General features: G+C 33.2%; 17 protein-coding genes, 1 tRNA gene and 1 pseudogene. 14 read left to right on the top strand and 5 right to left on the bottom strand.

Annotated elements, in window-relative coordinates:
* The first annotated feature begins 96 nt into the window (after nucleotides 1-96).
* The 12 genes and pseudogenes from AACL31_RS21160 (at nucleotide 97) to AACL31_RS16820 (ending at nucleotide 16,325) form a co-directional block, all read left to right on the top strand.
* Nucleotides 97-1,957, top strand: a pseudogene (locus AACL31_RS21160) (glycoside hydrolase family 3 protein).
* Nucleotides 1,958-2,845: 888 nt separating this feature from the next.
* Entirely contained in the window at nucleotides 2,846-4,156 is a 1,311-nt protein-coding gene (locus tag AACL31_RS16870; RefSeq protein WP_310511657.1) for a nucleotide sugar dehydrogenase, read from the top strand.
* 38 nt (nucleotides 4,157-4,194) lie between these two features.
* The gene (locus AACL31_RS16865; protein WP_310511658.1) at nucleotides 4,195-5,145 is read left to right on the top strand and encodes a Gfo/Idh/MocA family oxidoreductase; all 951 of its coding nucleotides are present in this window, start codon (nucleotides 4,195-4,197) and stop codon (nucleotides 5,143-5,145) included.
* A 17-nt stretch (nucleotides 5,146-5,162) separates the two neighbouring features.
* Nucleotides 5,163-5,744: an acyltransferase gene (locus AACL31_RS16860; protein WP_310511659.1), complete on the top strand. Its 582-nt coding sequence runs from the start codon at nucleotides 5,163-5,165 to the stop codon at nucleotides 5,742-5,744.
* 35 nt (nucleotides 5,745-5,779) lie between these two features.
* The gene (locus AACL31_RS16855) at nucleotides 5,780-6,871 is read left to right on the top strand and encodes a DegT/DnrJ/EryC1/StrS family aminotransferase (RefSeq protein ID WP_310511660.1); all 1,092 of its coding nucleotides are present in this window, start codon (nucleotides 5,780-5,782) and stop codon (nucleotides 6,869-6,871) included.
* Nucleotides 6,868-8,139, top strand: coding sequence for a lipopolysaccharide biosynthesis protein (locus AACL31_RS16850; RefSeq protein WP_310511661.1), 1,272 nt, complete (start codon nucleotides 6,868-6,870; stop codon nucleotides 8,137-8,139). Before AACL31_RS16855 ends, AACL31_RS16850 begins: the two co-directional genes overlap by 4 nt.
* A gap of 92 nt (nucleotides 8,140-8,231) precedes the next feature.
* Nucleotides 8,232-9,104 (top strand): AAC(3) family N-acetyltransferase, encoded by an 873-nt coding sequence (locus AACL31_RS16845; RefSeq protein ID WP_310511662.1) that lies wholly within the window; start codon nucleotides 8,232-8,234, stop codon nucleotides 9,102-9,104.
* Between the two features lie 126 nt (nucleotides 9,105-9,230).
* Nucleotides 9,231-10,586, top strand: a complete 1,356-nt coding sequence (locus AACL31_RS16840) for a polysaccharide deacetylase family protein (protein ID WP_310511663.1) — start codon at nucleotides 9,231-9,233, stop codon at nucleotides 10,584-10,586.
* A gap of 54 nt (nucleotides 10,587-10,640) precedes the next feature.
* Entirely contained in the window at nucleotides 10,641-11,921 is a 1,281-nt protein-coding gene (locus tag AACL31_RS16835) for a hypothetical protein (RefSeq protein WP_310511664.1), read from the top strand.
* 144 nt (nucleotides 11,922-12,065) lie between these two features.
* Complete coding sequence (locus AACL31_RS16830) at nucleotides 12,066-13,187, top strand: glycosyltransferase family 4 protein (protein ID WP_310511665.1); 1,122 nt, start codon at nucleotides 12,066-12,068, stop codon at nucleotides 13,185-13,187.
* Between the two features lie 75 nt (nucleotides 13,188-13,262).
* The gene (locus AACL31_RS16825; RefSeq protein WP_310511666.1) at nucleotides 13,263-15,083 is read left to right on the top strand and encodes a hypothetical protein; all 1,821 of its coding nucleotides are present in this window, start codon (nucleotides 13,263-13,265) and stop codon (nucleotides 15,081-15,083) included.
* 12 nt (nucleotides 15,084-15,095) lie between these two features.
* A complete protein-coding gene (locus tag AACL31_RS16820) occupies nucleotides 15,096-16,325 on the top strand; it encodes a glycosyltransferase family 4 protein (RefSeq protein WP_310511667.1) in 1,230 nt (409 codons plus the stop codon).
* Nucleotides 16,326-17,367: 1,042 nt separating this feature from the next.
* Here the strand turns inward: AACL31_RS16820 and AACL31_RS16815 are convergent.
* The 5 genes from AACL31_RS16815 to AACL31_RS16795 all read right to left on the bottom strand — a co-directional run bounded on the left by AACL31_RS16815 (nucleotide 17,368) and on the right by AACL31_RS16795 (nucleotide 20,275).
* A tRNA-Phe gene (locus AACL31_RS16815) sits at nucleotides 17,368-17,443 on the bottom strand.
* Between the two features lie 183 nt (nucleotides 17,444-17,626).
* Nucleotides 17,627-18,697: a membrane-bound lytic murein transglycosylase MltC gene (gene mltC, locus AACL31_RS16810; protein ID WP_310511668.1), complete on the bottom strand. Its 1,071-nt coding sequence runs from the start codon at nucleotides 18,695-18,697 to the stop codon at nucleotides 17,627-17,629.
* Between the two features lie 63 nt (nucleotides 18,698-18,760).
* Nucleotides 18,761-19,033, bottom strand: a complete 273-nt coding sequence (locus tag AACL31_RS16805; protein ID WP_032115532.1) for an oxidative damage protection protein — start codon at nucleotides 19,031-19,033, stop codon at nucleotides 18,761-18,763.
* A gap of 25 nt (nucleotides 19,034-19,058) precedes the next feature.
* Nucleotides 19,059-20,099, bottom strand: coding sequence for an A/G-specific adenine glycosylase (gene mutY / locus AACL31_RS16800; protein ID WP_310510433.1), 1,041 nt, complete (start codon nucleotides 20,097-20,099; stop codon nucleotides 19,059-19,061).
* A 26-nt stretch (nucleotides 20,100-20,125) separates the two neighbouring features.
* A complete protein-coding gene (locus tag AACL31_RS16795; RefSeq protein WP_187290952.1) occupies nucleotides 20,126-20,275 on the bottom strand; it encodes a hypothetical protein in 150 nt (49 codons plus the stop codon).
* Nucleotides 20,276-20,345: 70 nt separating this feature from the next.
* On the opposite strand from AACL31_RS16795, the gene trmB reads away from it, so the two are divergent.
* On the top strand, nucleotides 20,346-21,065 hold the full coding sequence (gene trmB, locus AACL31_RS16790) for a tRNA (guanosine(46)-N7)-methyltransferase TrmB (protein WP_310511669.1): 720 nt from the start codon (nucleotides 20,346-20,348) through the stop codon (nucleotides 21,063-21,065).
* Entirely contained in the window at nucleotides 21,065-21,391 is a 327-nt protein-coding gene (locus tag AACL31_RS16785) for a YggL family protein (protein ID WP_310511670.1), read from the top strand. Before trmB ends, AACL31_RS16785 begins: the two co-directional genes overlap by 1 nt.
* Nucleotides 21,392-21,926: the final 535 nt, after the last annotated feature.

Raw genomic sequence — 21,926 nt, 5'->3', positions numbered from 1 at the left:
TATATGCTGCTTAGAGAAGCGTGTTAGCATCAGTATATTTAACCCCAAATATTTAGGTGACTAACGGTTTATTGGCGGATCAATGTAGGAATAAAAATGAATAAAATGGCTTTATCATTGTGTATGTTAAGTTTTTTTTGTTCTGCGAAAGTGATTACCCATCAACAATTAGCTGATCTATGGCAATCACCAAAGGAAGAAGCTAAACAACTAGTTAATCACATGAGTTTTGAAGAAAAACTGGGGCAAATGTTAATGTTGGGGTTTCGTCATTGGGGGATTGACGCAAAAAAAAATGCTATGGCGATGACCAAACTCAATCCAGCAATCGCCAATATTATTCACCATTATCATTTAGGTTCGGTGATCTTATTTAGAGATAATTTTATCGATTCGCCACAAACCGTAAACCTGATTAATGCGCTGCAACAGGCTCGCAGCAACTTACCATTATTTATTAGCGTTGACCAGGAAGGTGGCTATGTCACGCGATTGCGTGATGGTACTGAGATGCCGGGTAATATGGCATTAGGTGCAACGCGTTCTAAACAGTTGACTGAATTGGTTGGTATGATCCATGGGTATGAACTTACCCATTTAGGCTTTAATTTTAATTTTGCGCTAGTAGTTGATATCAATAATAACCAAGCTAATCCTATCATTGGTGTACGTTCTTATTCAGACAGGCCACAGCTGGTGGCTGAAATGGCCAACAGTTATATTCAAGGAATTCATCGATATAGTGTTTTAACAGCAATTAAACATTTTCCCGGTCATGGAAACGTGACTGCTGATAGCCATTTATCCTTGCCAACAATTAATATTAATCAGCAACAATGGCGCAAATTTGAGTTACTGCCATTCATGCATACCATGCGAAATGCAGATGCAATCATCACAGCCCATATCGTGATGTCTGCATTAGATTAAACTGACTACCATAGATAATCGACTAACCGGTGTGCCAGCAACGCTTTCTAAGCCAATCTTGACTGGGTTATTACGTAATAACCTTAATTTTCGCGGTTTAGTGATCACCGATGCGATGGATATGGGGGCTATTGCCAGTAACTTTGATAGTCGCTGGGTAGTTAAACAGGCAATATTGGCCGGCAATGACATTATTTTAATGCCATTAAAAATTAGCGATATTGAGGATGTTACTAAACTAGAACAGCTCTATCACTATCTAAAAACTGAAGCGGAAAACGATGCTGAATTAAAACGTCGGATTGACGAATCAGCTTATCGGGTCGTACTTAGCAAGTTAAAAAATAGAATTTCAGCAGAAGATAAGTCTGCCCAGCAAGCGCAACAAATTGTTGCAGCAAAAATAGATAAAGATATTGAGAATATGGTGGCTGACAATGCGATCACACTAATAAAAAACAGTAACCTACTGCCGTTTCAATTAAAAAATGATAATAAAATTGTTATTTTTTCAGATGAAAAAGCCCGTAATCAATTAATTAAAAAGCATTTACAGACGATAGCGAATGAGTTAAATATTGCTATTACTACCCAAGATGATGTAGTTACAATGATGGCGGATGATAGATCGGAAAATCAATTAACTGCAGAAATTCAACATACAGATCTTATTATTCTAGCCACCTATAATCTAAAAAAAGCGCCCATTAATGCCCAGAGGATACTCAATGTTGCCAATCGTAATGCTATCCCAGTGGTGGTCATATCGACCAGCAATCCTTATGATATTGCTTATTTGCAAGGCGTGAAAGCCAATATTGCCATTTATGGTATTACCGGTTTTGATGCGACTGATAATAATAGAAATAATTTAGAAGCTAACATAGGTAGCGGACTAAGAACCCTATTTCTCACCCCCGATAAGCGCTTAATGAATTCACCGACAGGTAAATTGCCGGTTGATATCAAAACACCCGATTTAGACCGCATCCTCTATCCTTATGGATATGGTTTGGGTTATAAATGAAATTATTAGTTAAGATATTTTATAGAATTGTTTAATATTAAGCCAACTTATTGTTTTTTATATTTTTTATAAAATCTGACTATTATCTCAAAAATAAAAATTTTTTGAGTAAAGTTTATCTGTATAATAGTTAAGTATTTTTTTATTTTTATCAAAATTATATATTTTTTTGTAACAACATTTATCGTACGAATATTGTTGTTTGAATGTAAAAGATTTATAATCCGCGCAAATTTTATCATTCTTAGTTAGTGTAGAGGTAGCTATTAAGCCTGAGGCGGTAGCGTGTCTTTTTGATACCGTTATTAATACTCTATTTTAATAATTACGTTAGTTGTAGTTGTTTTGTATGTATAATGTTATTTATTTTAGATGACTTTTCATAAATAATCATTTGTATTATTTATGAAAAGTAAATTTTTTAATAAGTAATTATTTTTATACAGAATCTTAGTAATCTTGAATTATTATTTATTCGATAAGAGTTTGCTGATTATAGTTCAGTTATTGACTATTTTTGAAGTGCCAATAAAAAAATGATAAACGACATGAAAGCCAACTATGTTATTCAATAAAAAATACTTAATTGCTAATTATGCAAAATAATTTTCTATTGAATGAGTGTAAATGTGTTTGCGATCTTGTGGCTATGGATATTGCTTTTTTATGTGTTTTAATTTTGCTAATGGGCATATTTATTGATGCTTAGTGATATTCAATTGGAATCATCTGCTGATGTTTAAGCGCATTAGTATGATTAATTACATTGATGTATCGTTGCTAAAAAACATTTATTAAATAACTGTTAAAACTATGAACAAATGTTTGTAGTTTATATATAAATATTATTTAAGATTTTACTTACAAATAAAAGTTTTAGGATTAGACATGTCAACAGTTAGTAATTTAGAAAAAAAAATTGATAATTTATCCGCCATTATTGCTATTGTAGGCCTTGGCTATGTTGGTTTACCTTTAATGCTTAGATACAATGAAATTGGTTATAAAGTAATCGGGTTCGATATTGATAATACTAAAGTAACTCAACTAAATAACGGTGAAAGTTATATCGAACATATTTCTTCAGAAAGAATTCATTCTGCTATACAACATAACTTTAAAGCTACAACGGATTTTTCTTATATTACTGAATGTGACGTTATTATTCTTTGTGTCCCTACCCCATTAAATAAATATCGAGAACCTGACATTAGCTTTATTGTTAATACAATGGAGAAAATTCAACCTTTCTTACGTAAAGGACAGTTATTATCTTTGGAAAGTACAACTTATCCTGGTACAACTGAAGAAGAATTATTACCAAGAATTGAAGAAAAAGGTTTTAAAGTTGGAAAAGATATATTTCTTGTCTATTCTCCTGAACGTGAAGATCCGGGTAATCCTAATTTTGAAACCAGAACGATCCCTAAAGTAATTGGTGGATGTACTGAAGCATGTCTGAAAATTGGTCAATCAATTTACAGTCAAGCAATCGATAAGGTAGTACCAGTGAGCTCAATGAAAGCTGCTGAGATGACTAAGTTATTGGAAAATATTCATCGTGCCGTTAATATTGGTTTGGTTAATGAAATGAAAATCGTGGTAGATAAAATGGATATTGATATTTTTGAAGTTATCCAAGCCGCAGCAACAAAACCATTTGGATTTACACCCTATTATCCAGGGCCTGGATTAGGTGGACATTGTATTCCTATCGATCCATTCTATTTAACCTGGAAAGCACGAGAATATGGTGTTAATACTCGATTCATAGAATTATCAGGTGAAATTAACCGAGCTATGCCTGAATATGTTTTGAATAAATTGATTGATGGCCTAAATAAACAAGGTAAGGCATTAAAAGGTAGTAGAATATTATTATTAGGTATTGCTTATAAGAAAAATGTTGATGACATGAGAGAGTCCCCAGCAGTGGAATTAATGGAGATTATTCAACAAAAAGGTGCTATCGTTTCTTATAGTGATCCTCATGTGCCAAAATTTCCTCATATGCGCGAGCATCATTTCGATTTAACCAGTGAAGACCTTACAGCAGAAAGTATCGATTCATTTGATGCTCTTGTCTTAACAACTGATCATGATAAATTTGACTATCCACTTATTAAAATTCATGCAAAGTTACTCATTGATACTCGTGGGATTTATCGAGAACCCGCAAAAAATATAGTTAAAGCGTAATATCACTATATTAATTTTAAGTTAATGGATTAAATATTATGAAAAAATTTGTTTTAATTGGCGCAGCAGGCTATATCGCGCCTCGTCATATGAAAGCAATTACAGAAACTAATAATGAATTAACTGTTGCTTATGACATCAATGACTCGGTTGGAATTATTGATAGTATATCTCCACAAAGCGAGTTTTTTACTGAATTTGAGCGTTTTTATGATTATGCCCATCGTTTACAGCGTAACTCAGCTACAAAATTAGACTATGTAGCGATATGTTCGCCAAACTATTTACACCTTTCCCATATAACAGCCGGTTTGAGTCTTGGTTGTGATGTTATTTGTGAAAAACCCTTAGTTCCAACACTTGAGCAGTTGGATGAACTGGCTTTAGTTGAAAAAGAGATGGGTAAAAAAGTTTATAATATTCTGCAATTGCGACATCATCAGGCAATTTTAGCACTAAAAGAAAAAGTGGCTCACAATAACAGAGCCGATAAATATGATGTTGTTCTAACTTATATTACTTCCCGCGGCAAATGGTATATGGAAAGTTGGAAAGGTGATCCCCGCAAATCATTTGGGGTTGCAACCAATATTGGAGTACATTTCTTTGATATGCTCCATTTTATATTTGGTAAGTTAGAAAAAAATGAATTGCATTACACCGATGAGCAAAAAGCAGCGGGTTATCTCGAATATGAAAAAGCGCGAGTTCGTTGGTTCTTATCTATAGATGCTAAAGATTTACCTGAAGCAGTTAAAGGCAAACAAACAACTTATCGCTCAATTACGATTGATGATGAGGAAATTGAGTTTTCTAAAGGGTTTACTGATTTGCATACCATTAGTTATCAAGAGATATTAGCAGGACGTGGCTATGGTTTGAATGATGCGCGCCACTGTATTGAAACAGTAGATACGATAAGATCTGCATCACCTACTGTGGTTAAAGCGAAAGAAGGTCATCCTTTTCTGCCTAAATTAATTAAATAATCATTATGGTAAATATCATGAGCTATTATCAGCATCCTAGCGCTATTATTGACGAAGGAGCGCAAATCGGCAATGGAACTCGAATATGGCATTTTGTGCATGTCTGTGGTGGAGCGGTTATCGGAGAAAATGTTTCATTAGGGCAAAATGTTTTTGTTGGTAATAGAGTTATCATTGGAAATTATTGTAAAATTCAAAATAATGTATCTGTTTATGATAATGTCATCCTTGAAGAAGGCGTATTTTGTGGGCCTAGCATGGTGTTTACCAATGTCTATAATCCTCGCTCGCTGATTGAGCGTAAAGATCAATATCAGAATACACTCATTAAAAAAGGCGCTACCTTAGGGGCTAATTGCACTATTGTTTGTGGGATAACCATTGGAAAATTTGCATTTATTGGTGCAGGAGCAGTAGTGAATAAAGATGTGTCTGACTATGCGTTAATGGTTGGTGTACCAGCTAAGCAGATTGGTTGGATGAGTGAATTTGGAGAGCAATTGGAACTGCCATTGAATGGAGATGCGGAAACAATTTGTCCCCATACTGGCAATAAATATCGCTTAAGAGACAATAAAGTTGAGCGTGTGAAAGCATAAACCAGACAGTAAAAATTAAAAGCGATAATAGAAAAATGATGCAATTTATTGACTTGAACACCCAACAAGCGCGTATTAAAAATAAAATCAATCTGGCTATTCAACGCGTATTATCTCATGGTAAATATATTCTTGGGCCAGAAGTTACTGAATTAGAAGAAAAACTTGCAGACTATGTTGGCTCCAAATATTGCATCAGTGTGGCCAATGGTACTGATGCGTTACAGATTGCTCAAATGACTTTTGGTATTGGCCCTGGTGATGAAGTAATTACTCCAGGATTTACATATATAGCAACCGCTGAAACAGTGGCACTGTTAGGCGCTAGACCAGTATATGTTGATGTATGTCCTAAAACTTATAATTTAGATCCGCAAAAACTTGAAGCCGCTATCACGGCAAGAACAAAAGCGATTATTCCGGTATCGCTTTATGGTCAATGTGCAGATTTTGATGCGATTAACACGATTGCCAGCAAATATAATATTCCTGTTATCGAAGATGCCACACAAAGTTTTGGCGCGACCTATAAAGGCAACTATTCATGTAATTTAACGACAATTGCTTGTACCAGCTTTTTCCCAAGTAAACCGCTTGGTTGCTATGGTGATGGTGGCGCAATTTTTACTAATGATGAACAATTAGCATTAGTAATAAGACAGATTGCGCGACATGGTCAGGATCGCCGTTATCATCATGTCCGGGTTGGTGTTAATAGTCGTTTGGATACTTTGCAAGCGGCGATATTATTAGCAAAGTTAGAAATTTTTGCCGAAGAAATACAACTGCGCCAGCAAGTCGCTAAACGCTATGATTTTATGTTAAATCAAGCAGGTATAACAACAACTCCGTATATTGAAACATATAATACCAGTGCTTATGCACAATATACTATTCAAGTGGAAAACCGCGAGTTAGTACAAATTCAATTAAAAACAGCAGGCATACCTACAGCAGTTCATTATCCCATCCCTTTAAATAAACAACCTGCTGTTGCAGATAATTCAGTAGAATTATCTGCTGGTGATGCGATAGCAGAAAAAGTAATCAGCTTACCGATGCATCCATATTTGACAGAAAGTACGCAGGATAAAATAATTCAGGTGTTAAAAGGGCTCTTTTTGTGATCAGAAAAATAGTGCCACAAACTGAATTTGCCCGCAATGTAGTAACTTTAATGACAGGTACAACTATTGCACAGGCAATACCAATAGCAATAAGCCCTTTGCTAACAAGAATTTATACCCCAAAAGACTTTGGTGTATTGGCACTTTTTATTTCAATAATAGCTATTTTAGGGAGTATTGCTAATGCCAGATATGAACTGGCGATCATGTTGCCTGAAAAAGATGAAGATGCGATAAATATATTTGCCTTAGGTTTTATTATCAACTGTACGCTATCGTTATTTTTTATGTTGCTGGCAATTGGGTTCAATGATTATTTCACTGAATTGCTAGATAATGAAGAGATAGGTTTCTGGTTATATTTTGTGCCGTTATCTGTATTTTTCATAGGACTATTCAATTTATTAAATTATTTTAATAATCGAAGAAAAAACTATAAAGACTTAAAAAATGCGGTTATTATCAAATCTATATTCTTAGCTGTAATACAATTGAGTATTGGATTAGTAAAAACAGGCGCTAGTGGATTAATTTCGGGTCAGATAATTTCAAATTTTTTTGCCAATACTAAGTTATTGGTAAATATTTTGAAGGATAAAAAGCTAGTAGCAAAAATATCAAAAAATAAAATAATTTTTTTGGCCAAGCGTTATATAACATTTCCAAAATATTCAGTTTTAGCGATTCTATTTAATAACTTATCTCAGCATTTAATTAGTATTTTAATTTCGTCTTTATTTAATATAATTACTTTAGGTTTTTATTCTCTTGTGCAACGTGTACTTGGAATGCCTTCAACATTAATTGGTAGTTCGATAGGGCAGGTTTTTTTTCAACAAGCGAGTCAAGAAAAACAAAAAACAGGTTTAGCAATAAAATCATTTAATAGTGCAGTTAAGAAATTGCTAATTATAGGAATGCCACTATTTGTTTTTATTTATCTGACAGTAGAGCCATTATTTATTTTTGTATTTGCTGAAGAGTGGAGAGTGGCTGGCTATTATGCAAAATTGATTTGTCCTTTATTTTTTATAAGATTTGTTGTATCGACGGTGAGTCCAATTGATACTGTAATGGAAAAACAGAATATATATTTGTTATTTAATATTGTATTGTTAATAACAAGTTTGGCTATTATTTATATTTCCCACAATGAGTTATTTGAAGTATTTTTAGTAAGATATTCTATGATTATAAGTATTATTTACATTTTATATGGTTTTTTACTGAGATATATGGCTAAGGGAAAATTGAAAGCTTTACGTTAATTATTTTTTCGCTTATCCACTTTATTTTTATATTCTGTGTTTTTTCATTACAGTAAGTTTTGAATGTAGATAATTTCTTATTTGAGGTTTTAATGTTAACAAAAAGCGTTATTGTTGAACAATTGTATAATTTAGGAATTGGTAAAAATGATGTTGTGCTAATTAGAGCTGATTTGGGAAATATTGGGCGCATTGAAGGTGGAGCGTCTGGTTTTATTGATGCACTATTAGATACGGTTGGTGAAGATGGAACTATCATTTCTTTAGCTTTCACTAAAGGCAGCTCATTTATCAAAAAACCGAAAATTGAAAATGCATTTGAAATATCAAAAAAAAGCTATGCCGGAGCCTTACCTAATGCAATGTTACGACACCCCAATGCATTAAGAAGTAAGCATCCAATGTGTTCTTATGTTGCTATAGGCAAATATGCGAGTTATTTAACAGCCGATCATAATGAGAATTCTCCAGCATATGAACCCATTAGAAAATTAATCGATTTAGAAGGAAAATGTGTACTTATAGGATGCGTTAAAAGTAGTCCAGGTTTTACTACGACACATTTAGTAGAAGCAGACTTAGGGTTACTTAAATTAAATATTTTTCCTAGCTTAAATAGGGTTTATTATAAATCTGCTGCTGAAGAATATAAAATTTTTAAAAGAAAAGATCTTGGACTCTGTTCCAATTCTTACTATAAATTCTATTCTCACTATGTTAATGAAGGAATTCTTCAGACGGGCAGGATAGGTAAAGCCTATTCAATAATAGTACCAGCGAAAGAATCTTATCGAATTGAAAAACAAATATTAGCATTGGATTATAAATTTAATATTTGTGATTCCCCTGATTGTTTTGTTTGTAATGTCATGAGATGGGATCGGCTGCATAAAATCCCCCTTTTTGTAGTAAGAAAAATTATTAAAAAACTGTTCCTAATGTTTAAATTTGCTTCAAAAAGTTAATATTTATATTATAAAAAATTTTGCGAAAAATGATAGAAAGATGTGTAATGGTTTAATCAAACTATCATAGGTATCATTGCTTATTAAATAACAATTCTATATGCTCCAAATTTGGGAAGGGCAAATATGACAAATTTTACTTCAAATGCACTCAATTGGCTTTGTCTTATTTTACAGGAGCGATTTGGGCATAAATTTATATTGTCTTATCAAAATAAAGCGTTAAAACTCAGTTTAGCAGGACAAACACAGAATTATATTCTATTCCCGAGATTAATAGCGTCTTTCTTTCAATCTCGTTCTGATATTCCTTGTTGTTTATGGGATGCTAAGAGAGAAGGCTGGCATAATGTACTAGGCCTGCCGATTCCCGCACCTGGTGTCAGTGGTTTACAGAATCCATTAATTAGAGATCATTCAGGTAATATTGAAATCCATTATGATATCCTAGGGTTAGTTTACTGGATGCTTAATCGTGTTGAGGAAATTGATCGAACAGATTTAGATAGTCATGGCCGCTTCCCAGCAATAAACTGTCATGCTTATAAAAATAATTATCTTGAAAGACCTATTGTTGATGAATGGCTATGTATTTTAAGTCAGGTAGTTAAAAGAGCCTGGCCACAATTAGAGCTAAAAGAACATCGATTTAGTATTAAAGTTTCTCATGATGTTGATCGTCCTAGCCGTTATGGTTTTGCTAGTTTAAAAAAACTTCCACGATTAATTGCTGGCGATATGATAAAAAGAAACGATTTTATGAGTATAATAAAATCGCCAATTATTTATTTAAGTAGTAAAAATAAACTCTATCCGATGGATATTTTTAATACTTTTGATTGGATAATGGATGTTTCAGAAAAGCACAATTTAAAAAGTGCTTTCTACTTTATTTGTGGTCATACTGATCCAGTATATGATGCAGACTATCAACCTGAAGACATAGCTATCCGAAAACTTCTACGGCAAATACATGCAAGAGGCCATGAAATTGGATTACATCCTAGTTATAATACATACCTCCAGCCACAACTGATTGCCCAAGAGTTTAATCGACTTAGAAATATATGTGACGAAGAAAGTATTCAGCAAACAGAATGGGGCGGGCGAATGCACTATTTACGTTGGCAGCAGCCTATAACTTTACAAGCCTGGAATGATGCCAAATTAAATTATGATTCCACTTTGAGCTATGCTGATAGGGCAGGTTTCCGTTGTGGTACATGCTATGAATATCCAGCATTTAATCCAATAACACAACGTATTTTAGATATTCGAATAAGACCGTTGATAGTGATGGAATGTAGTGTTATGTCAGCAGGAAATATGGGATTAAAAGTTGGCACGGTGGCAACCGATAAAATATTACAGCTAAAAGAAAATTGTAGATCCGTGGGTGGTTGTTTTACTTTACTGTGGCATAATTCAGAGTTTGAATCTGCACTTAAAAAAAGCATGTATCAAACAATTCTAAAAGGTTAATTGGAATAGTGTTAATTTTATTTAAAAAGACATTCAAATTTGGTATTAAATAATATGCATTTAAAAATTAGCAAAAAAATTATACCATTAATATTTGGTTTATGCACCTTTAAAATTAGCTTAGACATAAGTTATATTTTATTTGTTAGTCGTTATTTTGAATATCGTGGTTTTGATTTAAATATATCAATCTTAAAATATTTACTATCATGGATATCATTACTAATAGTATTACCTTTTGCTCCTTATTATTCAAATAAATCGAGTAATTATTTTATTTTAACAATTATTTTATCGTTGATAATACCTCTAACAAGTGTTTATGGTTTATCAAGTAGAAATATTGATCCTTTACTAATAACAATTTTTTATTTTTTTATTATATATTTTATTTTAAAAATTAAATTAGTGAATAGAATAAAACCCTATTATATTAAGAATGGTAATAAAATTGCTGTCATAATTTCATTGTTTTTTATTCTATTAGTCACTTGGTGGTATTTTTTTTCTGGTGCTTATAAATATTTTAACTTGGACTTTACTAAAGTTTATCAATTTCGAGAATTAAGTAATAAATTAGCAAGCGTTGGTATTATGAGCTATATAAATGGCTGGGTTTATAAAGTATTTATTGTATATTTAATGGCTTATGCATTGCTAAAAAAGAATTTTGCTTTTTTTATGATTTTATTTTTTATAGAAGTTTTTTTCTATAGTATATCTGGACAAAAAAGTGTTTTTTTTACACCAATATTAATTTTTTCAATATGGTTTTATTTAAAGAATTTTAAAACATTATTAATTTTACCTATTGGATTTACTATAATTATTATTATATCTTATTTTTCTTTTCTTCTTTTTGATGACATGTTAACGCCCTCTATGTTTATTAGAAGGGTATTTTTTGTTCCTGCAAAACTTAGCTATGATTATTTTGATTTTTTTGCAGAGAATCATTTTATATATTGGAGCAACTCTTTTTTATCACATTTTATCGAATATCCATATAGCCTGCCACTAGCAGAGCTTATAGGGAATTATGAAGGAACTGGTTCTCATGCAAATAATGGGTTTATTGCCAGTGGATATGCGCATTTTGGATTAGTTGGTGTTATGATTTATGCTGTTATTTTAGGATTTATTTTAAAAATATTAGATTATGTTGCCACCAGAGGGGTTCCAGTTTGGTTTGTACTATGTGTTGTCGTTGTTCCGCTTAGGGATGCTTTAATTTCATCCGATTTGTTGACAACATTACTAACTCATGGATTATTTGTTGCGCTAATCTTACTTTTTCTATCTATTGATAATAATAAAATTTATTATAAAAAATAACGTTAGTCGAATACTTCTATACATATTTACTCTTTTATTTATAGCTACAACTTATATTATTATGTCATTATTTAAAATAATAGAGAAGTTAACTTAGATGTTTAATAGTTCAAATTTAAAAAAAAGCACAAAATGAAATCTACCATGATTTATAAATGCAAAATTGTCCATATAACATCTGCACACACTCGTTATGATATTCGTATTTTTTTAAAAGAGTGTATGTCATTAGCTAAACATGGTTATCAAATTGCTCAAATTGTTGCAGATGGCAAAAAAGATGAAATTAAAGATCAAGTAAGTATTTATGACGTAGGTGCTTCCAAAGGACGTTTAGATCGTATTTGTAATGTGCCGAAGCGTATATTTAAGAAAGCAATTGAGGTAAATGCTGATATTTATCATCTGCATGATCCAGAGCTGATTCCTATTGGCTTAAAATTAAGAAAATTGGGTAAAAAAGTTATTTTTGACTCCCATGAGGATGTCCCTAAGCAACTATTAGCAAAGCCCTATCTTAATAAATTCGCCAGGCAATTGTTGGCTAAAATTTTTGCTGTTTATGAACGCTGGGCTTGCCGTAAATTTGATGGCGTCATTGCTGCCACTCCCTATATTCGGGATAAGTTTATCAATATGGGCGTTAATTCAATAGATATTAATAATTATCCCATAATTGATGAATTTTCCAAAAATGATACTAATTGGGCGAATAAAAAAAATCAGGTGTGTTATATAGGGGGTTTGACTAAGATCAGAGGTATTAATGAAATTGTTGAAGCCATGGAATATGTTAAACAACCAACACAATTGGTATTAGCGGGTGAATTCTCCGAGCAGATTTTCAAAAAAACAGTAACAGAAAAGCCAGCATGGGATCGCGTTATTGAAAAAGGCTGGTTAGATAGAGAAGGTGTTTCTTCTGTACTTAGTGACTCAGTCGCTGGTTTAGTTACCCTACATCCGATAATTAATTATCTTGATGCTTTACCAATTAAAATGTTTGAATATATGGGGGCAGGGATCCCGATTATTGCATCAAATTTTCCTTTATGGAAAACGATTATAGAAAAAAATAGCTGTGGAATTTGTGTTGATCCATTAGATCCTAAAGAAATTGCTGAAAGTATTAATTTTATCATTTCGAACCCTGAAAAAGCAGAGTTGATGGGTAGGCATGGTCAACAGGCAGTTAAAGAAAGATATAATTGGGATATTGAAGAAAAGAAATTACTCAATTTCTATCTTTCAGTAATTAACAGATAAAATAATTTTCTTCCGCTTTATTATTTATATTGAAATAATAGATAATTAGTTATTCAAAGTTAGGACATAAAATCTATGTGTGGTATTTTCGGTGTCATTTCGCCAACTTCAGTAGATATAGAAAAACTGAAATTCCTTGCAGAGCATGCACGTCAAAGAGGCAGGGATTCTAGTGGTTTAATTATAGAATCATCAGTTGGTTATAATATATATAGAGCTGATTTTGACATCAGGAAATTGTTATCAAAAGTGAAGTTTCAGCATACTAAAGTTGCTCTTGGTCATAGCCGCCTTATTACTAATGGTTTGTCTGATAATCAACCGGTGGTGAGAAATGGTATATGCGTCATACATAACGGTATCATTGTTAATGATGATACCGTTTGGTCAATGATTGGCAAAGAACGATTTCATGAAATTGATACTGAAGTTATTGCCGCGATCACCGAAAAACACCTTGAAGAAACAGAGCAGTTAGAGGGAGTTTCTCACGCGGTCCTTTCTCTCTGTCAAGGGGTAGTTGCGTGTGCAATTACTGTACCTAAGATGGGCAAAATGGTTATTTTTTCCAATAATGGTAGTTTATATTCAGCGAATGTAGATAAAACTATTTACTTTTCTTCGGAAGAATTTCCCTTAAAGGAAATTGGCGGCGAAAATATCAAACAAATAAAAACTAATGAACTAATTATTGATATTCCACAGCATGATAAATTAAATATTTCCGATTATCATATTCGTAATCAAGATCTCATTCCTAAATTTAAACAGATAGAAGCGGAAAGAAAATTATTAGAGTATCCGTTACTAAAATTAAAACGTTGTAGTAAGTGTATTCTACCTGAAACTATGCCCTTTATCTCTTTTGATGATAAAGGGGTATGTAATTACTGTAATAATTACAAATTACGTAATAATCCTAAACCTAAAGAGGAGTTATTCAAGTTAGTTGAGCCATATCGTAAGCAAGATCACCTGGATTGTATAGTTCCTTTTTCTGGCGGCCGTGATAGCTGTTATGGGTTACATTTAATCGTTAAAGAGCTTGGCATGAAGCCAGTCACTTATACCTATGATTGCGGAATGGTAACTGATCTGGGGCGGCGAAATATCAGTAGGATGTGTGCAAAGCTAGGTGTTGAAAATATTATTATTGCGGCCGATATTGCTAAAAAACGTCATAACATCGCAATGAATCTTAAAGCTTGGTTAAAATCTCCTCACTTAGGAATGATAAGTATCTTAACCGCAGGAGATAAGCATTTTTTTAGGTATGTGGAAACTGTCAAAAAACAGACTGGTATTAATTTAAATTTGTGGGGAGTTAATCCGCTTGAAGTTACCCATTTTAAAGCCGGTTTTTTAGGTATTCCGCCTGATTTTGAAGAAAAACGAGTATACACGCATGGTTTGCAAAAACAATTAGCCTATCAAAAACTAAGATTCAAAGCCATGCTTGATAGCCCGGGGTATTTTAATCGTTCGCTTTGGGATACGCTTAGCGGTGAATACTATCGCAGTTTTATTGAAAAGAGAGATTATTTTCATATTTTTGATTATTGGCGTTGGGATGAACAAATTATTGATAATACATTAATCAATGATTATGACTGGGAAACAGCGATTGATACTAATACAACCTGGCGTATCGGAGATGGAACAGCTGCTTTCTATAATTATATATACTATTTAGTCACCGGTTTTACCGAACATGATACCTTTAGAAGTAATCAAATCAGAGAAGGGCAAATGACACGTGAAAAAGCGTTAACATTGGTAGCAGATGAAAATCAACCAAGATATGAAAATATTCGTTGGTATCTTGATGTCTTAGATATGGATTTTACTGATGTTATAAAAATAATAAATGCGATCCCAAGAAAGTATAATTTTTAATTAGGATGTTACATGGCGAGTGCTATTTGGTATATAACTAAGTATTTTTCACCAAAAACTGAAAATTCTTTAGGTGGTAGAGATTGGTTTTTAGTAAATGAAATGGCAAAAAAAGGTCATAATGTTACGGTAATAACTTCTGACTCAAATATTTTTTCCGATATTCCTTATAAGTTAAAAGAACGTTTGAAGATAGATACTTATGATCAACTTTCTATTTATTGGTTGAAAACTATTAAATATAAAGTACCTAAATCATTCTTAAGAATTATTAGTTGGTTTCATTTTGAATTAAATTTATTATTTCTTAATAAAAAAAAGTTAAAAAAACCGGATGTAATTATTGTTTCTAGTTTATCTTTGTTAACTATAATCAATGGATTATTCTTGAAAAAGAAATACAAATGTAAACTGATTTTTGAAATTAGAGATATATGGCCATTAACGATTGTTGAAGAGGGAAACTTTAGTAAATATAATCCTTTTGTCCAATTCTTGTCCCTAATTGAATACATAGGATATCGATATTCAGATGCAATTGTCGGTATGATGCCAAATCTTATTGAACATGTTGAGAACATTGTGGGGTACAAGCCTTTGGTTAAATGTATACCGATTGGTTTTGATGAATCCATATTGAATAACACCTGTAAAATTAGTGATGATTATATTAATCACTATTTTGACGAAAGTTATTTTAATGTTGTTCATGCAGGAACAATAGGTATTACTAATGCTTTAGATGTTTTCTTTAAAGCGGCCGCCGAGATGGTTAATCAGGACAAATCGATTAGATTTATTCTTGTCGGTGATGGTGCTTTAAAGCAAATGTATATGGAAAGATTTAGTCATCTTGATAATATCGTTTTTGCGCCGAAAGTACCAAGGAAAATGGTTCGCTCAGTACTTGAAAAAGCGGATGTTGTTTATTTTTCTACTTTTGATTCTAAAGTATGGAAATATGGGCAATCACTTAATAAAGTTGTTGATTATATGTTATCAGGAAAGCTTATTGTCGCATCATATAGCGGTTATCCTTCTATGATAAATGAGTCTGAATGTGGTTATTTTATTCCGCCTGATAATGTTGAGGCATTAGTTAATAAATTAATCGAAATAAAAAAATTAGGTAAAAATGAGGTAAATAGAATCGGTTTAAAAGGAAGACAATGGATAATTAATAATAGGCGTTATGATAAATTAGCGAATGATTACTTAGATTTTATTTCGAGCATTAAATAATACTGAAACTTTATATATCAGTATGTAGATTTTTATTTGCTCTTTCGACATGATTATTAAAATAGAAAATCTATTTTGAATAATATTGAGTAAGGAATTAAAATTGTCATTTATATTAATTTAAAAAATTTTGTTGTAATTTAATATTAATTTTTATTTAGTATTATTTCCCTTCATTTTAATGACAATTTTATTTACAGCTAAGATAATGTTCTTATAGCTGCACAATCATATTTATATATTTAGTTTTAAATAATGAATGTAAGCACCGGACTAAACGCTAACCATTCTCATACTCAACAGGCGATAATTGGTTATTTGTCGTTTGATCTTATTCAGTTGTAGTAACCAAGGTAATCCAATAAGTTTTGTTTCATTTCTTCTCGATTAGCACAATCAATCATGCTTTAAGTTGCCCAAAAATCGTTCTACCATCAGGGCATTATCTGGCCAGCGCCTTAAGCCTTCGTGGCTCGCTTTCGGATCATCGCTTTTCCGTAAAGATTGATATTGCATAATGGATATAGGCTTCCTCAATCACTGTGTAAAACCTCCCTCCTTTCGTTATTTAACCACCAAACCTAACTGCCTGTGGTCTATTCAAGCTTAATTTTTGTTTTATATCAAGATGTTGCATATAAGCTCAATGTATTGCTTTAGCAAAATGTCCGAATTTATTACAACACAATCGTTTCGTGTTTAAAGGTGCTAACGACGCGGCTGGCGAAAAAATATTTAACGATGGTTTGACGCATTGGGCCGTGAAGATAGCAATAAAGATGGCATGATTGATATCCTATCTGAAATCAGTTACTCAGTTACGGGCTTGCGATGCAAAAGTTGATGCACAATAGCTTAAGACACTGACAGAACTAGGGATCACTAAAATTAGCGTCCGGCCCTTGCATTAAGCTGAAATCCGTGACGGCAATCAGGTAGTTGCTAGAGTGGATCGTTAAGGATATATCATGAATATAAAGCTTGGATATTGCTAGCAGTGGCAGCTAGTTTTTTAGCTAGTTGCGATGATAAAAAGCAGAGGTGGTGCCCGGAGGCGGAATCAAACCACCGACACGAGGATTTTCAATCCTCTGCTCTACCGACTGAGCTATCCGGGCAACAGGGCGTATTAAACCTGATTATGATATTTTCGTCAATTAAAATTATTGCAATAAGCTTTCTTATGCTTGTTTTTTCAACAATTTAACAACTGGTATATAAAAAGTGTTCGAAGCTTTTTTGCCGATTAGAAATGGCACCCTTTATTATAAGGGTACCGACTTAACTAAGTAAAAAGGCTGTTAACGATAATTTTTCTGCGCATTATTTACTTTAATCAGATAATTACGTGATTGCGCAGCCGGATGTTTAGTCACTAATGCTTGGTAAACATCACCGGGTGGCATTTGGTTAATAATCTGTGCTGCCAGCTTTTTATCGTTATGGAATACTCTTAATACACTACCGGCTCCACCATTATAGGCAGTGATGATCGCATAGCGGCGCGAGGTAGCATTAGTGATTTCACCTAAATAAGTGTTTTGTAGCAATGATAAATAGGCGGTTCCCAGATCAATATTATTGGCAGGATCAAATAAATAATTGCGACTTGGTATGCCTGATTTTCCTTGGGCACGAAAAACGTCTTTGCCAGCAGTGTTTGGCATAATTTGCATTAAACCTAAAGCATCAGAGCGACTGACTGCGTAAGGATTAAAACTAGACTCTATTTGCATAATTGCCAAGATCAACGATTGATCAACGCCATATTTTGCCGCTGCCTGGCGGATATATGGTAAATACTTATGAGCACGTTTATCCAGGTGATTTGGCACTAATTGGATAGTAATTGACCAGATGACGTGCAATCCTGACTGACGTCGCTGTAATTTATTTTCTAATAGATAGTCGGCAAATTTTGTTGCTCGCCATTCCCAGCGGATCGGTTGATTCGCATGATCAAGTACTTGTCCATATAAAAATGGCTCTTTACTGATAGCAATATTATTAATATCAGAGTAGAGATCAATGGAGCCTGGATCATCGCCCATCAATAGCGTAGTAACAATGGCTTTTTTTAAGTATTCCTTTGGCTCTACGCCAGCGATGGTTTCAATTGTGATGCTGCCGCTGTCAAAATTAATATGGCTACGGGTTTGGTATTGATCGGTATATTTGACATAATCTTTTGGCCCAGCAATCAGCACTTCCTGAATTCCCCAAATATTCTCAATATTGTGAGCAAATTGCTGAACTAAAATATCAAATCCATTGGTATCTTTGATGTATTCAGGATGAAATGAGAACTCTTTTTTACTGGAGCAAGCCAGCAAAAGTTGGACAATGATCAGAGGGAGCAGCAGCTTTTTCATATCATTCACAGTTTGTCAGATAAAAAACCATCAGAATGGAAAAAATTCTGATGGGGTTAACAATTATTTTTCAGGCGGGGTATAGCCTTCAATATGAATTTCTTGCCCCTCAAACAGAAATTTTACCATCTCTTGCTCTAATAGCTTTCGGTCTTCAGGATTCATCGTGCTAAGTTTTTTTTCATTGATCAGCATGGTTTGTTTGCTCATCCATTGTCCCCAGGCTTCTTTAGATATTTGATTAAAAATCCGCTTACCTATTTCACCAGGATAAAGCTGAAAATCCAAACCTTCAGCTTCACGTTGTAAAAAAGTACAAAAAATAGTTCTACTCATTAAGTGGATCCTCAGAACGGTAAAGTTAATATCTAAATTGTTTAAGTAAGTTTTCAACCGGTGCTGCTAAGCCAATTTTTATATCTTGCTGTAAGTTATACCAAAGTCCTTGTGTTTCATCCATACAAGCAGAAAACTGATTAATAGTGACATAAATAGGTATAACATCTAAATGAAAGTGGCTAAAGGTATGACGAAATGTAATTAATTGCTCAATTTTGTTATATACAATACCGGAATTATTAAGCCACTCGTTTAGTGCATCAAGCGTATCAAATTGTGGAAAAATATATAAGCCTCCCCAAATACCAGAAGGAGGACGCTTTTCCAGCCAAATTGAATTTTCATATTGTAGAATCAAAAACCAGCCACATTTGGTGGGAATTTGCTGTTTAGGTTTTTTGGCTGGAAAATTTTGCCAGCTGTGGTTCATAAAAGCATAGCAACCTTTTTGTAACGGGCAGAGTTCGCATTTAGGTTTACTACGACTACAGATCATAGCACCGATATCCATCATCGCCTGATTAAAATATTGAGCATCATTAGCAGGAGTTAACAGAGTACTGATAGCCCATAGTTGGTTTTCAACTTCTTTTTTACCGGGCCAACCATCAATTCCATAATAACGAGTAAGCACGCGTTTTACATTACCATCCAGGATAGGCAAATGTTGGTTTTGGGATAACGATAAAATAGCGCCAGCAGTGGAGCGTCCGATGCCTGGAAGTGAAATAACTTGTTCGAATTTATTGGGGAAATGGCCATCATATTTAGCTACAATTTGTTGTGCTGCTTTATGCAAATTGCGGGCTCTGGCATAGTAACCGAGGCCTGTCCATAGGTGTAAGATTTCATCTTGCGGGGCATTGGCTAAAGATATGATGTCAGGGAAATGGCTAATAAATTTCTCAAAATAGGGGATCACGGTAGCGACCTGTGTTTGCTGCAACATTACTTCAGATAACCAGACGTGATAGGAGGATTTTTCTCGTTGCCAGGGAAGTGTTTTGCGCCCATAACGATGATACCAGTTAAGTACAGCTTGCGAAAATTGCAGTGTATCCATATAAAAAGTCTTTACCCTAAACAGTTTTATAAAAAGTAGCTTTTGATATGAGCGATGGTATCATTGCTAGTTGTTTTTTCCGCAAGGAATAAATATTTACTCTTTAGCCAAATATTAGCTTTGATGAAGCTTTTTATTCCGTCAATAGAGTAATGCTTTTTACCTGCCATTTTCATATTCAACTGCTCATAATATAATTATCTCTATTATGAATAGTATTAATTGGTAAAAATAATCTCAATACTTATGATGAAAAATGTTATTACTCCAGAAGTTAATGAAGAGGGCAAAGTAATACGTCGTGTTCGTAGCTTTGTCCGCCGTCAGGGGAGATTAACTCCTCGTCAGGAAAATGCACTGCAAATGTTATGGCCTAAGATGGGGGTAGATTTTACCGGCGAGCCTCTATTATTTGATTCACTATTTGGTAATAATGCGCCGGTGATCCTAGAAATTGGTTTTGGTATGGGGGCATCATTAGTTGCCATGGCCGAACAAAATCCGGCTAAAAATTTTCTCGGTATTGAAGTTCATACACCGGGAATTGGTGCTTGTTTGGCAGCGGCGAAAGAAGCCAATCTGAGTAATTTACGGGTTATGTGTCATGACGCAATTGAAGTATTGGAGAAAATGTTGCCAGATGATTCGTTAAATATGGTGCAACTTTTTTTCCCTGATCCCTGGCATAAAGTAAGGCATAATAAGCGCCGAATTGTGCAGCAGTCCTTTGCTAAGCTTGTTTTACATAAATTGGAATTAGGTGGTATATTTCATATGGCAACCGATTGGCAGCCTTATGCCGAGCATATGTTAAATGTAATGCGTGAAATTAGTGATTATCGAAATTTGTCAGCAGCAGGCGATTATGTTCAGCGACCCGCTACGCGACCGGTGACTAAATTTGAAAAGCGTGGCCAGCAGTTAGGCCATGGAGTATTTGATCTTATGTTTGAGAGGATAAAATAATGTCTAAACAGCGTAGCCGTCGTTTACGTAAAAAACTACATATAGACGAATTTCAAGAGGTTGGTTTCTCAGTAAATTGGTCTTTTCCCGCTAAAACGCCCGTTGATAAGATTGATAGTATGGTTGATACCTTTATTATAGAGCTTATTCAACCTAATGGTTTAGCGATGGACGCCAGTGGTTATTTAGATTGGGAAGGATTGATCTGTATGGAGAAAACTGGCAAATGTACAGAAGAGCATCGTAAATTAGTAGACGAATGGTTAAAAAATCACGGAATGAAAAAGGTGGTTACTTCTGAATTATTTGATATTTGGTGGGATTAATCAGCTTTAAATGTTATTAGACAGATTATTGTGACTAAGTGTTTTTGGCATGCTTTAATTTGTCTAAATGAAAAATCGATATAAGGGATTTTTTAATCGATATTTAAAGATTACTTTTTTGGTGTAAATAAGTCTATCAATAGATTTTTTTACTATAAAAACTGTATTTTTAGTTAATAATAATTAAAGAAAAATAAATGTATTTTATAACAATTTTAAATTTAGTTTTTATATCTTTTAATTGAAGATGGTTAATCAGCAAATTGGCAAATAATATGCTGTCTTATTTTTCATACTAAATAAAGAGAAAATTAAATTCATATTAACTGATTGAGTAAAAAGAATAAATTATTATTCTAATATTTCAATTTTAAGTAATAAATATTGTTTTTTATTACAACAATATATTTTTAATAGCTTTATATCAATCAAACTGGTTGTCTGCCATTCCATTTATTATACAAACATAAAAAATATTAATATATTTTTCAAATAGCTAATAGTAGCATGCTTATAATATTTGCTAAAACAAATA

Source organism: Arsenophonus endosymbiont of Crataerina pallida (assembly GCF_964020125.1).
Lineage (GTDB): Bacteria > Pseudomonadota > Gammaproteobacteria > Enterobacterales > Enterobacteriaceae > Arsenophonus > Arsenophonus nilaparvatae.
Note: the sequence above shows the minus strand (reverse complement) of the source record. Positions and strands in the feature narration are given on the sequence as shown.